Genomic DNA, 15,435 nt, shown 5'->3' with positions numbered 1-15,435 from the left:
CCCCATGAGGGGAAAGGCGATCAATACCATCACTTGGGCCGTGAAACTGCGAAAGCTTTCAGTCAGGCCCTTGTTCTACGCCAGCGCGCTTAGCGCTGGCGTATTGCTGTGCGCCTTTTCCGCCCACGCGGACGAGCGCGATCAGCTCAAATCTATTCAGGCTGATATCGCGGCAAAAGAACGCGCGGTACGCCAACAACAACAACAACGCTCCACTCTCCTCGCTCAACTTAAAGCTCAGGAACAGGCCATCGCCGTTGCCGCCAGGCAACTACGCGAAACGCAAAACTCGCTGGCGCAGCTGAATGCACAAATCACAGAGATGAATGCCGCCCTCGCGAAGCTGGAAAAACAGCGGGCTGCGCAAGAGCGTAGCCTGGCAGCCCAACTTGACGCAGCGTTTCGCCAGGGCGAACACACCGGTATTCAGCTCATTCTGAGCGGGGAAGAGAGCCAGCGCGGGCAACGCCTGCAGGCCTATTTCGGCTATCTGAACCAGGCGCGGCAGGAAACCATCGCGCAGTTGAAACAAACCCGCGAAGAAGTCGACTCGCAAAAAGCCGAGCTGGAAGATAAGCAGAGCGAACAGCAGACGTTGCTGTACGAACAGCGCGCTCAGCAGGCTAAGCTGGAGCAGGCGCGTAATGAACGCAAGAAGACGCTCTCGGATCTGGAGTCATCGATTCAGCAGGGTCAGCAGCAACTGGGCGAAATGCGCGCCAACGAATCACGCCTGCGCAACAGCATTGCTCGTGCCGAAGCCGCAGCCAAAGCACGCGCGGAACGTGAAGCTCGCGAGGCGCAGGCCGTACGTGACAAACAGAAGGATGCATCACGGAAAGGCTCAACCTACAAGCCAACCGAAAGCGAAAAATCACTGATGTCCCGTACCGGCGGTTTAGGTTCCCCACGCGGCCAGGCATTCTGGCCCGTTCGTGGCCCAACGCTACATCGTTATGGCGAACAGTTGCAAGGTGAGCTACGTTGGAAGGGGATGGTTATTGGCGCATCCGAAGGCACCGAAGTTAAAGCCATTGCCGATGGTCGCGTCATTCTGGCGGACTGGTTGCAGGGCTACGGTCTGGTGGTCGTCGTTGAGCACGGTAAAGGCGATATGAGCCTTTACGGTTATAACCAGAGCGCGCTGGTCAGCGTCGGTACGCAAGTTCGCGCCGGGCAGCCTATTGCACTTGTGGGTAGCAGCGGCGGACAGGGCAGGCCGGCACTCTATTTCGAAATTCGTCGCCAGGGTCAGGCGGTCAATCCACAGCCGTGGTTGGGAAGATAAGTTTTGCCTCAATTTCGTCGTCTATTATTCTCCCTCGCCAGCGTGCTGGCCTTCGCAACACCTGTTTTTGCTGGCAAACTTGCCATCGTTATTGATGATTTCGGCTATCGTCCACACACCGAAAATCAGGTTCTGGCGATGCCTTCCACCCTCTCCGTTGCCGTTCTGCCTAATGCCCCACACGCGCGTGAAATGGCGATTAAAGCGCATAACAGCGGGCATGAAGTGTTAATCCATCTACCGATGGCGCCGCTGAGCAAACAGCCGTTAGAGAAAGATACTTTGCGCCCGGAAATGAGCAGCGAAGAGATTGAGCGGATTATTCGCGACGCGGTAAGCAAAGTACCGAATGCGGTCGGGCTGAACAACCATATGGGCAGCGCGATGACCTCCAGCCTGTTCGGCATGCAGAAGGTGATGCAGGCGCTGGAACGCTACGATCTCTACTTCCTGGACAGTATGACCATCGGCAACAGTCAGGCAATGCGCGCAGCATCAGGAACCGGCGTGAAGGTTATCAAACGCAAAGTCTTCCTGGATGACACGCAAAACGAAGCCGATATTCGCCGTCAGTTTAATCGTGCCGTTGAGCTTGCGCGCCGCAACGGTTCAGCAATTGCCATTGGGCATCCTCACCCTTCGACGGTTCGCGTCCTGCAGCAGATGCTTTATAACCTGCCTGCGGACATTACGCTGGTTCGCCCAAGCAGCCTGCTCAATGAACCACAGGTAGACACCTCCAGACCAAACCTTACACCGCCGAAGAATGGTAAACCTGATGCGCCACGTAATCCTTTCCGCGGGGTGAGATTATGCAAACCGAAGCAGCCGTTAGAGCCGGTTTACGCCAGCCGCTTCTTCAGCGTGCTCGGTGAAAGCATCACCCAAAGCACGCTGGTGCAATACATGCGCCTGCAATGGCAGGGCTGGGGAAATACATCCTCACCCAGCGCTATGAACGCTAACGTAAATTAAGCGTTTTACGGGCAATACGAGAGGGCGAGGATGTTTTATCACGCCATTTCCAGAGACGGAATGACCATAGCAGCGCCTGGTACAAAACTTTGGCGCTGCGTACGTTAGTAATCATGCGCTTATACATACCAGAGACAAAAATCTCTGCAATCATGCGTTGACGAATATGGACATCCGGCTCTTTGCGTACTGCGTGGCAAACGCGTAATGCTTCATAGGTTATTTGCTGATGAAATTCCGGATAAATAGTAATCCGACCCGCATATTCACGATTCAACTTATCCAATAACCGTGTAATTTTAATATAGTGGCGTTGGTAATTGAGATTTTTTATGCCTTGTCTTTTAAGACGGCTAACTGATTGATCGTGTAAGAAGTATTTATACAATGATTGCTCGGTATATCGCACACGTTTGGCGTTAAACATAAACTCCGTCGTCCATACAATATCCTGATGATGCAACCCTGGAATAAACGCTATCTTGTTTTTCTCGATAACATCTCTGCGATAAACCCCCATCCAGACCACATGCGTCCAACGGCGTGAAGCCAATGCCATACGTAACCAGTCGGGGCCGGTCAATACACCCGTAGACCGCAGACGGTCCGTCGGTATTGATTGCCAGGTGTCCCCCGTTTCGAAAATGCACCAATCAGAATTGCACTGTGCCAGATCGAGGTCATCCTGAAGCGCCATGGTCATCAGGGTTTCATACATATTGGGATAAACCAGGTCATCGGCATCGACAAATGCGACATAATCCCCTTTGGCCACTGCCAGACCACGATTACGCGCGACAGATGCCCCGGCGTTAGCCTGATGTAACAACCGGACATGGGAATAGTTATCAGCATAATGTCTTGCAATATCAACAGAGTTATCCGTTGAACCGTCATCCACAATAATGATCTCTATCGCAGCCCATGTCTGTGCGATCAAAGATTCCATGCAATCCCGAAAACTATCACCCGCGTTATACAACGGAATAATAACACTCAACATATTTGTGCGGTTTCTCATCAGATAACCCAAGTTTGTCAGTACACTGATGACTTTTACTACAGTTTCATTAAGGAATTATTAAGGTTAGAACGTTTAATTTTCAGAAGAGGCGCAGCGAAAGCAACCAGTATGGGAAAATGCCATGCGGCGCCTGAGTTCAGCGGCCTGTGATAGCTCAGATCGTCTACATATTGAGGGACACAACCTGTATACTATACCCCTGTAAATTAACGCGCGATGTACACTGATATTGAGGAAAGTGATGGCCATCAGTAAGACACATGAAAAAGGTTATACGGTCTATTGCAAAGAGACCAAAACAGACCTTAAGTCACTGATGAATAAGTATATAAACAAAGAAATCAGTGGCAAACCGTTGAGCAGTGGTAACGCCATGCGCAGTGTAGAACTGGTCGAGTACAACTCACAAAAATTTATCATCAAAAACGACCGTGAAGTTGATCCTCGATTTGAGAAAAAAATGCAGAATTTTATCTCCGGCCCCTTTTATTCCAGGCTCATCAAGAAACTGGACACACTCTCCCCGGAAATGCGCGCCTGTACAGCGGATCTCTACTATGCCGCTGAAAAAGTACGACTTCGTCAGTGTCATGATGTTTATATTATTCATGAATATGTTGAAGGCACTCCTTTAAAAGAAATTAACCATAAGAATGCCGATGAAGTGAAGCAGTGCGTTCTGCGCCTTCACAAAGCCGGGTTGGCATCTAATGATATCCATCCTGGAAATTTCATTCGTACGCCAGGCGGTGAATTAAGAATAATTGACTTATCCTGTAAGGGAAATATGAAGATTTGCCAGGCTAATGATATTTTAGCTTTGCAGCGAAAATATCATATTAACATCAAAGGAAAAGGATTAATCTATAAGCTCATCTGGCTCAAAGAAGCGATAAGATCTTTATCCAGAAAGCTTCGTGGCAAATAGTATTTATTCTTTATACGGCCAGAATAAAGAATCTGGCCGTTGGTAGCATTTAATACAAGTCGAGCATTCAATCCCAGCTCAGGATCACTTTCCCTGACTGGCCCGAGCGCATCGCGTCAAAGCCCTGCTGGAATTCATCGATGGAGAATCGATGGGTGATGATCGGCGACAAATCCAGACCAGACTGAATCAATGCGGCCATCTTGTACCAGGTCTCAAACATCTCACGACCGTAGATACCTTTAATAAACAATCCCTTAAAGATAACTTTAGTCCAGTCGATGGACATGTCTGATGGTGGAATACCCAGCATAGCAATACGGCCACCGTGGTTCATGGTGTCCAGCATGGCGCGAAACGCTGGCGGCGCGCCGGACATCTCCAGACCGACATCAAACCCTTCGGTCATGCCCAGTTCAGCCATCACGTCGGTCAGACTCTCTTTCGACACGTTGACCGCGCGAGTGATGCCCATTTTACGCGCCAGTTCAAGGCGATACTCATTAACATCGGTAATCACCACGTGGCGTGCGCCAACGTGCCTGGCAACCGCTGCCGCCATAATACCGATTGGACCCGCGCCGGAAACCAGCACATCTTCCCCAACCAGATCGAACGACAGCGCCGTATGCACCGCATTACCGAACGGATCGAAGATAGACGCCAGGTCGTCAGAGATGTTGTCCGGAATTTTAAACGCGTTAAATGCCGGGATCACCAGGTACTCTGCAAAGCAGCCAGGACGGTTTACGCCAACACCGGTCGTATTGCGGCACAGGTGAGTACGTCCACCGCGGCAGTTACGGCAATGCCCGCAGGTGATATGACCTTCGCCTGAAACGCGATCGCCGATTTTAAAGCCTTTAACTTCCTGGCCGATGCCAACAACTTCGCCGACATATTCATGTCCAACGACCATCGGTACCGGGATGGTTTTTTGCGACCATTCATCCCAGTTATAAATGTGAACGTCAGTCCCGCAGATGGCTGTTTTACGGATTTTAATCAGCAAATCGTTATGGCCGACTTCCGGTTCAGGAACGTCGGTCATCCAAATGCCCTCTTCCGCTTTCAGTTTGGATAACGCTTTCATTTCACATCCTCAGGCAATAACGCCCAGTTGTTTACCAATGCGTGTGAACGCCTCAACAGCACGCGTAATCTGCTCAGGGGTATGCGCCGCAGACATCTGGGTACGAATACGCGCCTGACCTTTTGGAACCACCGGATAGAAGAATCCAGTAACGTAAATCCCCTCTTTTTGCAGCGCGCGGGCGAACTCTTGCGCCACTACCGCATCCCCCAACATGACCGGGATAATTGCGTGATCCGCTCCCGCTAACGTAAAGCCTGCGGCAGACATTTGCTCGCGGAACTGACGTGCGTTCGCCCACAGGCGATCGCGCAGCTCGCTGCCTGCTTCGACCATCTCCAGCACTTTAATGGAGGCAGAAACAATTGCAGGAGCCAATGAGTTGGAGAACAGATACGGACGGGAACGCTGGCGCAGCCACTCAACAACCTCTTTGCGCGCTGCGGTATAACCGCCAGATGCGCCGCCGAGAGCTTTACCCAGCGTACCAGTGATGATGTCCACACGCCCCATAACGTCACAGTATTCATGTGAGCCACGACCATTTTCGCCGACAAAGCCGACAGCATGGGAATCATCAACCATGACCAGCGCGTCGTATTTATCCGCCAGGTCACAAACGCCTTTCAGGTTAGCTATCACACCATCCATAGAGAACACGCCATCGGTGGCGATCAGGATATGACGGACTCCCGCTTCACGCGCTTCTTTCAAACGAGCTTCCAGTTCGACCATGTCGTTGTTGGCGTAACGGAAACGCTTTGCTTTACACAAGCGAACACCGTCAATGATAGAAGCATGGTTGAGCGCATCTGAGATAATCGCATCTTCTGCGCCCAGCAGCGTTTCAAACAGGCCGCCGTTGGCGTCAAAGCAGGAAGAGTAAAGGATGGCATCTTCCATACCGAGGAATGCCGCCAGTTTTTGCTCCAGTTGCTTATGGCTGTCCTGGGTACCGCAAATAAAGCGGACCGAAGCCATACCAAATCCGTGAGAATCCATACCTGCTTTTGCAGCTGCAATCAGTTCCGGGTGGTTAGCCAGCCCCAGATAGTTGTTCGCACAAAAGTTAATAACGTGGCTTCCGTCCGCCACGGTGATATCCGCCTGCTGGGCAGACGTAATAATGCGCTCTTCTTTAAACAATCCTTCCGCACGTGCGGTTTCGAGATCGTTCGTTAACTGTTTGTAAAAATCCCCACGCATTTCAATTCTCCAGACTGGGCAAATTTCAGCACATATTACCCAAAGCTATACGCTGATACGAGATGACGCATCATCACTTCTTCAAAATGAAGCATAAATCACGTATACCCACATGGCTAATCAGTGATACCGTCGTATGGATTCATTGGACGCACGGAATCACAACCAATTGAATTGGCTGGATTTTATAAAAAATCATAAAAAAACAACAGCAATAGCAGAAGAATGCCTTTGCAGCATTCTATCTGGTTAGGTAACCCTTCAATCTCATTCAAGCCACTACTTTCGAGTGAGAAAAATTCGCAATGCCTGGAGTTTTGCACCTAAAGCGGTTCGCCGATAAACACGGAACAGATCGAACCATTTGCCACGACCAAGGTAATTAAGCATTAATAGATCAGGGCGCTTGTAATAACACATGACAAAAATACCCTGATCATCACCAACAATATTATTTCTGAGAGTCTCTTTTTGACACTCAGTGACTAATGAGTAAAACTCTTTCCATTTCTCTGGTGAACCAACAATAGCGCCGCCGATAATATAAGTATGATTTCCGATCATAAAATCAAAAACCTGTTTTCTGGATGATATAACCAGACCCTTTTTAATCGTGAAGAGATGCATTTTATTACGGTCAAAAGGGAAGTCCCATACTTTTAATCCGCGAGTAACCTGCGGTTTACGGCAATATCCGAAGTCTACCCAGGCAACCATCGGAGTATTAACTAAGCCTGCATTTATGGCCTTCACTACAAAATATGCTTTTAAATTATTGATCAACACATATTCTGGAGACCAGTACTCAGGGTTACCTAGCTGTCGCGTCTCTAATTTATTCTTAAAGGTATCATCCTGCTGAATTTGTCTTATTTTATTATTAATATGCTTAAATTTTTTACCTAAATCTATGGTTATAATTTTTGTGGGCTTACCTTTGCGTATTTCCGCAACTCTGTCTTCAAACTCAGACGAGGTAAAAATAACCATGTCATTTTCTAAAGCGGCTAACCGTTTGAAGTAGTCAAAATAGACATCAGAAGATCGGGAAAGTTTTTCACGGAAGCCTTTATTAACAGTCCACTCCCCCCTACCGATATCAAAATATGCTGTCACAATAGTGGTAGACGATTTCATAACCATTTTCAAACCATTAATAAAAAAAATATTATATCACATAGTTTTTGTTTTTGTACATATAATATACATAGATGGATATAAAAAAACTAAGTACATTTAAGATTAATTTAATAGACTTAATAACCATTAAATAAGCATTCTTATACTGGTGTTTATAGGCCTTCTACCGACCCACCATCTTACTTAAGAGGCTGAAGGGATGCCGATGTGATGGTATGATTACAGACATTAGTGTCTGAGATTGTCTCTGACTCCAAAATTCGAAGGTTACATTTATGATCATCGTTACCGGCGGCGCGGGCTTTATCGGCAGCAACATCGTCAAATCATTGAATGATAAAGGCATCACCGACATCCTGGTGGTGGACAACCTGAAAGATGGCACCAAGTTTGTTAACCTGGTGGATCTGAATATTGCTGACTACATGGACAAGGAAGACTTCCTGATCCAGATTATGGCCGGAGAAGATTTCGGCGATATCGAAGCGATTTTCCACGAAGGCGCATGCTCCTCCACTACCGAGTGGGACGGCAAGTATATGATGGACAACAACTATCAATACTCCAAAGAGCTGCTGCACTATTGCCTGGAGCGTGAAATTCCGTTCCTGTATGCGTCCTCTGCCGCCACCTACGGCGGTCGTACTTCTGATTTCATCGAATCCCGTGAATATGAGAAACCGCTGAACGTTTACGGCTACTCAAAATTCCTGTTCGACGAGTACGTTCGTCAGATCCTGCCAGAAGCCAATTCTCAGATTGTTGGCTTCCGCTATTTCAACGTCTACGGACCGCGTGAAGGCCATAAAGGCAGCATGGCAAGCGTCGCTTTCCACCTCAACACCCAGCTCAACAATGGCGAAACACCAAAACTGTTCGAAGGCAGTGAAAACTTCAAGCGTGATTTCGTTTACGTAGGCGATGTGGCTGCGGTGAACCTGTGGTTCCTGGAAAACGGGGTTTCCGGCATCTTTAACCTTGGTACCGGTCGTGCGGAATCTTTCCAGGCCGTTGCCGATGCAACGCTTGCGTACCACCAAAAAGGCAGCATTGAGTACATCCCATTCCCGGAAAAACTGAAAGGTCGCTATCAGGCGTTTACCCAGGCCGATCTGACTAATCTGCGTGCTGCGGGCTATGACAAGCCGTTTAAAACCGTTGCTGAAGGTGTAACGGAATATATGGCCTGGCTGAACCGCGACGCGTAAGTATGAAAATTTTGGTGGTAGGCCCGTCCTGGGTGGGCGACATGATGATGTCGCAAAGTCTCTATCGCACGCTTAAGGCGCGCTATCCCCAGGCGATAATCGACGTGATGGCACCTGCATGGTGCCGTCCGTTATTGTCGCGCATGCCTGAAGTTAACGAAGCTATCGCCATGCCGCTGGGACACGGCGCGCTGGAGATCGGCGAGCGGCGTAAACTCGGTCATAGCCTGCGTGAAAAACGCTATGACCGCGCCTATGTGCTGCCTAACTCGTTTAAATCCGCGCTGGTACCGTTTTTTGCTGGCATTCCCCATCGTACCGGATGGCGTGGTGAAATGCGCTACGGCCTGCTAAACGATGCGCGCGTGCTGGATAAAGATGCCTGGCCGCTGATGGTCGAACGCTATGTAGCCCTGGCCTATGATAAAGGCGTAATGCTGTCAGCTAAAGATTTACCGCAGCCTCTGCTATGGCCGCAGTTGCAGGTAAGCGAAGGTGAAAAGTCCCTGACCTGTCGCCAGTTTTCCCTTTCTGCCGAACGCCCCATCATCGGCTTTTGCCCTGGTGCGGAATTTGGTCCAGCGAAACGCTGGCCACATTACCACTACGCAGACCTGGCGAAGCAACTGATCGATGAAGGCCATCAGATTGTGCTTTTTGGCTCTGCAAAAGACCATGACGCCGGAAATGAGATCCTGGCGACGCTGAGCGTTGATCAGCAGGCCTGGTGCCGTAATCTGGCGGGCGAAACACAGCTGGAGCAGGCCGTCATTCTGCTCGCCGCCTGCAAAGCGGTGGTCACCAACGACTCTGGATTAATGCACGTTGCCGCAGCGTTGAATCGACCTCTGGTAGCGTTATATGGCCCCAGCAGCCCGGATTTTACTCCGCCGCTTTCACACAAGGCTCGCGTAATTCGCTTGATTACGGGCTATCACAAAGTACGCAAGGGAGATGCAGCAGAAGGCTATCATCAGAGCCTGATTGACATCACACCCCAGCGCGTGCTGGAAGAACTCAACGACCTGTTGTTACAAGAGGAAGCCTGACGGATGCGGGTACTGATCGTTAAAACATCGTCTATGGGCGATGTACTGCATACGTTACCGGCATTAACCGATGCGCAGCAGGTCATGCCGGATATTCAATTTGATTGGGTAGTGGAAGAAGGCTTCGCGCAGATCCCATCCTGGCATGCAGCCGTTGACCGGGTTATTCCAGTGGCGATCCGCCGCTGGCGTAAAGCCTGGTTTTCAGCGCCGATTAAAGCCGAGCGTAAAGCCTTTCGTGATGCGGTGCGTTTACAGCAGTATGACGCGATAATTGATGCGCAGGGTCTGGTTAAAAGCGCGGCGTTGGTTACGCGTCTGGCACGTGGCATCAAGCATGGTATGGACTGGAGCACGGCGCGCGAACCATTGGCGAGCCTGTTTTATAATCGCAAACATCACATTGCCAAACAGCAGCACGCGGTAGAACGTACGCGTGAATTGTTCGCCAAAAGTCTGGGATATTCCAGGCCCCAGTCGCAGGGTGATTACGCTATCGCTCAGCATTTTCTGAAAGAACGTAATGCTGATGCGGGCCAGTATGCCGTATTTCTGCATGCCACAACGCGTGATGATAAGCACTGGCCAGAAGCCAACTGGCGGGAGCTAATTGGCTTGTTAAATAACGCTGGCATACGTATTAAACTGCCATGGGGTGCTCCTCATGAAGAAGCACGAGCCCGTAGGCTGGCAAATGGTTTTTCTTATGTTGATGTTCTTCCACGGATGACTTTGGGAGAGGTCGCTCGCGTACTGGCGGGGGCAAAATTTGTGGTGTCGGTTGATACAGGCCTGAGTCATTTAACCGCTGCACTGGATCGCCCAAATATTACGTTGTACGGTCCAACGGACCCAGGATTGATTGGTGGGTATGGGAAGAATCAAGTGGTATGTCGCTCAGGAAGTGAAAATCTTTCAGACTTACGTTCTTCGACCGTATTGAAATCAATTAATTGCGATTTTTTAAATAATTGTCTGTAAGTGTCGGAGAAATGATGGCTTTAACAAAGTTTTTTTTAGATGAGAAAAAAAACTGGAAGATAAACTGGAATAGAGGACTTATATTTCTGTTTGTCGCCACCTATTTCTTAGGTGGTATTACGCGTTATAAACATTTGATTGTCATACTGATGACTATCACAACGATTGTTTATTTATGTAAGAATCCTCGACATTATATTCCTATTTTTAAAACATTTGTTTTTGCAAGTATATCATTTCTTGTAATCGCTACCTTCGTCTCTTTAGTGTTCACTCCTGAACTAAAAGCTAGCCTGAAAGAGATAAACAACTCAGTTATTGAAAATGTCTTATTATGCACTATTGCGATCCCTGTATTACTAAGAGAAGAAAGCAAAGAAACCATTTCAAAGTTGATATTCTTCTCGTTCCTTACAGCTCTTAGTTTGCGATGCCTTTCAGAACTTGTCCTTTATTATCAGGACTATCAGCAAGGAATCAGGCCTTTTACTAATTACCAACACCGCGAAATTTCAGATGCAATGGTGTTTTTATTCCCGGTGCTTCTGAATGTATGGCTCATTAAATCAGCGAAATACCGTATATTATTCCTGTTGTTAGGGGCGATATACACCTTTTTAATTCTTGGAACATTGTCCCGTGGCGCATGGTTATCTGTATTTATTATTGCTCTTACATGGATAATCATGTACAAACAATGGCGATTGCTTACTGTAGGTATCCTCGTGGCCATTGTTGCTCTGACAGCTATATTTTCATACAAAAATATGTCAGAAAACCTGACCGTTAAATTGCAGCAAACTGACAGTTCATATCGCTATACTAACGGTACGCAAGGGAGTGCGTTTGACCTAATCTTAGAAAATCCAGTTATTGGTTATGGTTTTGGTAATAACGCTTATAAAACTGTATACAACAAGCGTGTTGTTGATTATCCAAACTGGACATTCCGCGAGTCAATTGGACCACACAACCTTATTCTTTTTGTATGGTTTGGTACAGGATTACTTGGACTTGTGGGTTTAATACTGGTGTACACTAGCATTGTGAGAGAATGTGTTACGCATGCATTTAGGGAGAATTACTATTCCCCATACAATGCTTATATAATAATTTTACTTTCATTTTTCGGTTATTTTATTATACGTGGCAACGTTGAGCAGATTGAGTTAGATCTGTTGGGTATTTTTGCAGGTTTTCTGTTAGCGCTGAAGAATAAATAAAATAGTAAAAAAAAGGCTACTTTATGTAGCCTTTTTTTACTCGAACCAGTTACAAATAACCTCTTCAAACCGTTGTGTAACCGCAGACCAACTATAGTTTCCAAAGACATATTGCTGACCTCGTTGGGCGGTATCCGCTAAACTACTTTCCGCCATTACCCTGGTAATATCCTGAGCAATAGTTTCTGCAGTCATCGGCTCTGTAAGGTGATAGCCTGTAATTTTATCTTTAACAAACTCAACCATGCCGCCTCGAGTACTGACTAATACAGGTCTTCCAGCGCCCATAGCCTCAATAGCCACCATACAAAATGGCTCCTGAAATTGAGAAGGAATCACAACTATATCTGCCAGTGGATAGTAATAGTGCATTTTCTCGGGTGAGATACTACCTAACATAATACAATGTGGTTTGAGGCGCTCAGCTATTTCCCGAACTTCACGCTGATAATCACCTTTATCGTTCTTACTTACTTCCATGTGATCACCAACAACCACAAGCTTCAGATTTTTGTTCTCATGCAGCAACTTTTCAAAAGCCTGCAGAAGTAAGAGAACGCCTTTATCAGGGACTATACGTCCAGCAAAAAATACCACCTTGCTTTCAGGGGGAATACTTAATTTATTTTTTGATATTGATTCATATGACGATTGATAGATATCCAGGTCAATACCATTAGGCACAATAACAATATCAGCTTCAGGAAGATAAGATTGATAATAGTTCTTCAAAAACAAACTTGGTACGATCATCTTAACTTTTTTATCAAGCAACTTAGGTTCAAACGCATTATGCATATGAATCACAACTTTAGCCTGAGGAGCTTGCGAACGAATTTGTCGATATAGCTTCATACTGTTATGGACAACAATCACACTTTGATCGGTTATCTCAAACTTTTCGGCAACTTTCAGTATGCGCTTTGAATAAGGTAACGGATCCAGCCGAGTCCACTTTTGGAAAATACGCTTATATACCGAGCTAAATCCAATACGATGAATACTACATCTTTCGTTTACGTAAGAATAATCAGAATATCCTTCATTCTTTATACAGACAATACGATTAGGGAATTTGGTTCTTTGGGCAACCTGATACATCCAGGTCTCAACTGCTGCGGCACCACGTGGTGGAATAGAATAAATAGGTGTTACAGTAAATATGATTTTATCAATCATAAAGATCACCATTACATTGCTTTATATTTAATTGCTGCGATCAGGCCTGGAATTATTTTATTTTGATAAAGAAGGTGTTTATATTCTTCTCTATATTCGTGCTTTTGTTTTGCAACTTGATAAGGCTGATTCTTCCATGGTGACTTCTCATATACTGTGCGGAAAAATTGTGCTGAGGAATAGTCAGCCCACTCGTGCCATGGTTTTGTTACACCAGTATAATGAATAAATACTGTCTCTTCATTAATCACTGATTTATAGTAATTTTTATTTTTAATCTCAAACTCAGACTTCAATGAATAAATTGAGTTATATTTCCTCGGTAGTAATACCGCATGATGCAAAAACATGATATTTAAAATATCCTGGTCAGGATATTTTACTCTGGAAACTATACTTTCATCTGACAATAGTTCGAAGAATTTTTTCGTTAAACTAGAGTTAAGCCATTGCTGCAAGTTTATATACATGACACCCGAGTTAAAGTAGTTGCCTTTAAACTCAGGATTATGTAGACGCTCTGCACTTTTATCCTGCATTGAATCAACATCTACTACAACCGCACCATATTCCCCATCAAATTTCAGTGCGGCAAGATCCTCTAAAGAGCCTTTACACGTAATATCAGCATCAAGATATAGCAGTCGTTCTAATCGTTCAGAAAAATAATCAAATGAAAGCAAGCGATAGTATATTGACACTGGCCATATATTTGTTTTAGGTAGTGACACCAACGGTTCAGAATCAATATGATATAGCTTAATAACTGTTTTATACTGTTCTGCTAATTGTGTCAAAAGTACAATATATTCTTGATCTAAATAATCCGCAATAATATGAAAAGTAAAATTAATATTACTCTCTTTATTATTTTCAAGGATTGAGGCAATAGAAATTGCCGCACCAGTTTGGTAATTTTTATCGATTCCCCATGAGATATTAAAAGTGTCACGATCATCACATGGTGTAACACGTCTGTCTAACTCAATAATATCTTTGAAGTTAGTTAATCTTTTGAAGTCCAAGTTAATTACCTTTAATTATTTCAGCTATATTTTCCAGCGGCTAAGATATGCATTGCTGTTGATTATTTTAACAATGTACTTAGCCAGCAGTTAACCTTTCAACTTGGTCAGATAATAATTAAAGTAGTTACACAGTCCCTGAACGTATAACCCTTGTTTAAATTTATGCTTTGCACAATATCTGAATTGATTGCTATTGGTCGGTTTGAGAAGCGCTACTGAATGCCAGGGCGAGGCCTCTTTCGCAACTAAAAAACTCTTCGATACCGGATAGTTGGACCACTCATGCCAGGGTTTTGTCGGTCCCACATAATGAATGAAGACAGTTTCATTATTCACAGGATTGACTACTTTATCTTTCAGTTCATAATTAATGCTAAAGCGTGTATTGTATTTACCATTGATAAAAGTTACTTTTCCGGCTAACAATACATTAAGGACATCTTGATCAAGATGAGTTATTCTTTCCACCCATTCTGGAACTCGCAACATTTCGATGGCTCGGGAAGAGATATTATTACTGTGCCATGCGTTGATGTTGATAAGTAAGAATCCAGCATTAAAGTATCCGGTGATTAATTCTGGAGTGGCCAGCGTTACAGAACGATTATGCCACCATTCGGAATCTCTTTCCGTTACAACGACAGCGATCTCATCTGCGGAAAACTTATAATCGACCAGTTCTCGTACACTACCCTGGCAAGCAATATCAGCATCCAGGTATAATAATTTATCTATTTTATTATAGAAATAATCTGCAATAACAAAACGGAAGTATGTTGCATAAGTCCAGTTTTTAGTACTAGGTAAGTCTTTTAATTTATTGCAATCAATTAGGTAAACTTTGATACAGGATTGATATTGTTTAGCAAGATCGGCGAATCTGGCTTTATCACTTTCATCGAAATAATCAGTAAATATATGAAATGTGAAATCGATTTTTTTATTCGACAATAATACAGAGGCTATTGATACACCGCAGCCAAATAAAAAATTCCTGTCAATACCATAACCGATATTAAAACAGTCTGCAGAAGCATTTTCCCGAAAATCGTACTCAAAAACAGAAAGGATAACTTCTTTATCGCTAAATTGAGACATTTGACTCTTACCAAT

Annotated in this window: 14 protein-coding genes; 7 read left to right on the top strand and 7 right to left on the bottom strand. The window is 45.6% G+C overall.

Annotated elements, in window-relative coordinates; all coding sequences use genetic code 11:
* The first annotated feature begins 28 nt into the window (after window positions 1–28).
* Window positions 29–1,288, top strand: coding sequence for a murein hydrolase activator EnvC (envC, locus tag O6D90_RS00700; protein WP_231392237.1), 1,260 nt, complete (start codon window positions 29–31; stop codon window positions 1,286–1,288).
* A gap of 3 nt (window positions 1,289–1,291) precedes the next feature.
* Entirely contained in the window at window positions 1,292–2,263 is a 972-nt protein-coding gene (locus O6D90_RS00695; RefSeq protein ID WP_016154969.1) for a divergent polysaccharide deacetylase family protein, read from the top strand.
* Here O6D90_RS00695 and O6D90_RS00690 read toward each other — a convergent pair.
* A complete protein-coding gene (locus O6D90_RS00690) occupies window positions 2,250–3,284 on the bottom strand; it encodes a glycosyltransferase (protein WP_032931938.1) in 1,035 nt (344 codons plus the stop codon). The two genes, O6D90_RS00695 and O6D90_RS00690, sit on opposite strands and share 14 nt — an antisense overlap.
* A gap of 244 nt (window positions 3,285–3,528) precedes the next feature.
* On the opposite strand from O6D90_RS00690, the gene rfaY reads away from it, so the two are divergent.
* On the top strand, window positions 3,529–4,215 hold the full coding sequence (gene rfaY / locus O6D90_RS00685; protein ID WP_016157747.1) for a lipopolysaccharide core heptose(II) kinase RfaY: 687 nt from the start codon (window positions 3,529–3,531) through the stop codon (window positions 4,213–4,215).
* Between the two features lie 67 nt (window positions 4,216–4,282).
* On the opposite strand, the gene tdh is transcribed toward rfaY, so the two are convergent.
* The 3 genes from tdh to yibB form a co-directional block, all read right to left on the bottom strand.
* Window positions 4,283–5,308, bottom strand: a complete 1,026-nt coding sequence (gene tdh, locus O6D90_RS00680; RefSeq protein WP_016154972.1) for an L-threonine 3-dehydrogenase — start codon at window positions 5,306–5,308, stop codon at window positions 4,283–4,285.
* Window positions 5,309–5,317: 9 nt separating this feature from the next.
* A complete protein-coding gene (kbl, locus tag O6D90_RS00675; protein ID WP_016157748.1) occupies window positions 5,318–6,514 on the bottom strand; it encodes a glycine C-acetyltransferase in 1,197 nt (398 codons plus the stop codon).
* 279 nt (window positions 6,515–6,793) lie between these two features.
* Window positions 6,794–7,651, bottom strand: a complete 858-nt coding sequence (gene yibB / locus O6D90_RS00670) for a protein YibB (RefSeq protein ID WP_271143234.1) — start codon at window positions 7,649–7,651, stop codon at window positions 6,794–6,796.
* A gap of 278 nt (window positions 7,652–7,929) precedes the next feature.
* Here yibB and rfaD point away from each other — a divergent pair, with 278 nt between their 5' ends.
* From rfaD to rfaL, 4 genes are read left to right on the top strand one after another with little or no spacing between them, the layout of a single operon-like run.
* Window positions 7,930–8,862: an ADP-glyceromanno-heptose 6-epimerase gene (gene rfaD / locus O6D90_RS00665; RefSeq protein WP_016157750.1), complete on the top strand. Its 933-nt coding sequence runs from the start codon at window positions 7,930–7,932 to the stop codon at window positions 8,860–8,862.
* Window positions 8,863–8,864: 2 nt separating this feature from the next.
* The gene (rfaF, locus tag O6D90_RS00660) at window positions 8,865–9,911 is read left to right on the top strand and encodes an ADP-heptose--LPS heptosyltransferase RfaF (RefSeq protein WP_016154975.1); all 1,047 of its coding nucleotides are present in this window, start codon (window positions 8,865–8,867) and stop codon (window positions 9,909–9,911) included.
* 3 nt (window positions 9,912–9,914) lie between these two features.
* Complete coding sequence (gene rfaC / locus O6D90_RS00655) at window positions 9,915–10,892, top strand: lipopolysaccharide heptosyltransferase RfaC (protein WP_016157751.1); 978 nt, start codon at window positions 9,915–9,917, stop codon at window positions 10,890–10,892.
* Window positions 10,893–10,906: 14 nt separating this feature from the next.
* The gene (gene rfaL / locus O6D90_RS00650) at window positions 10,907–12,115 is read left to right on the top strand and encodes an O-antigen ligase RfaL (RefSeq protein ID WP_016157752.1); all 1,209 of its coding nucleotides are present in this window, start codon (window positions 10,907–10,909) and stop codon (window positions 12,113–12,115) included.
* 36 nt (window positions 12,116–12,151) lie between these two features.
* Here the strand turns inward: rfaL and O6D90_RS00645 are convergent, their stop codons facing one another.
* From O6D90_RS00645 to waaO, 3 genes are all read right to left on the bottom strand, one after another.
* On the bottom strand, window positions 12,152–13,294 hold the full coding sequence (locus O6D90_RS00645) for a lipopolysaccharide N-acetylglucosaminyltransferase (RefSeq protein ID WP_032932025.1): 1,143 nt from the start codon (window positions 13,292–13,294) through the stop codon (window positions 12,152–12,154).
* Window positions 13,295–13,305: 11 nt separating this feature from the next.
* The gene (locus tag O6D90_RS00640) at window positions 13,306–14,319 is read right to left on the bottom strand and encodes a glycosyltransferase family 8 protein (protein ID WP_016157754.1); all 1,014 of its coding nucleotides are present in this window, start codon (window positions 14,317–14,319) and stop codon (window positions 13,306–13,308) included.
* A 90-nt stretch (window positions 14,320–14,409) separates the two neighbouring features.
* Complete coding sequence (waaO, locus tag O6D90_RS00635; protein WP_032932027.1) at window positions 14,410–15,420, bottom strand: lipopolysaccharide 3-alpha-galactosyltransferase; 1,011 nt, start codon at window positions 15,418–15,420, stop codon at window positions 14,410–14,412.
* Between the last annotated feature and the right edge of the window lie 15 nt (window positions 15,421–15,435).

It is taken from the genome of Citrobacter sp. 21OH12SH02A-Citro (genome assembly GCF_027919895.1).
Classification (GTDB): domain Bacteria; phylum Pseudomonadota; class Gammaproteobacteria; order Enterobacterales; family Enterobacteriaceae; genus Citrobacter; species Citrobacter braakii.
Note: the sequence above shows the minus strand (reverse complement) of the source record. Positions and strands in the feature narration are given on the sequence as shown.

What these genes read in the sequence shown, in the direction of transcription:
- O6D90_RS00690 (WP_032931938.1), bottom strand. Translation starts at nt 3,284, where the DNA reads ATGAGAAACCGCACAAATATGTTGAGTGTTATTATTCCGTTGTATAAC.
- rfaY (WP_016157747.1), top strand. Translation starts at nt 3,529, where the DNA reads ATGGCCATCAGTAAGACACATGAAAAAGGTTATACGGTCTATTGCAAA.
- tdh (WP_016154972.1), bottom strand. Translation starts at nt 5,308, where the DNA reads ATGAAAGCGTTATCCAAACTGAAAGCGGAAGAGGGCATTTGGATGACC.
- kbl (WP_016157748.1), bottom strand. Translation starts at nt 6,514, where the DNA reads ATGCGTGGGGATTTTTACAAACAGTTAACGAACGATCTCGAAACCGCA.
- yibB (WP_271143234.1), bottom strand. Translation starts at nt 7,651, where the DNA reads ATGAAATCGTCTACCACTATTGTGACAGCATATTTTGATATCGGTAGG.
- rfaD (WP_016157750.1), top strand. Translation starts at nt 7,930, where the DNA reads ATGATCATCGTTACCGGCGGCGCGGGCTTTATCGGCAGCAACATCGTC.
- rfaF (WP_016154975.1), top strand. Translation starts at nt 8,865, where the DNA reads ATGAAAATTTTGGTGGTAGGCCCGTCCTGGGTGGGCGACATGATGATG.
- rfaC (WP_016157751.1), top strand. Translation starts at nt 9,915, where the DNA reads ATGCGGGTACTGATCGTTAAAACATCGTCTATGGGCGATGTACTGCAT.
- rfaL (WP_016157752.1), top strand. Translation starts at nt 10,907, where the DNA reads ATGGCTTTAACAAAGTTTTTTTTAGATGAGAAAAAAAACTGGAAGATA.
- O6D90_RS00645 (WP_032932025.1), bottom strand. Translation starts at nt 13,294, where the DNA reads ATGATTGATAAAATCATATTTACTGTAACACCTATTTATTCTATTCCA.
- waaO (WP_032932027.1), bottom strand. Translation starts at nt 15,420, where the DNA reads ATGTCTCAATTTAGCGATAAAGAAGTTATCCTTTCTGTTTTTGAGTAC.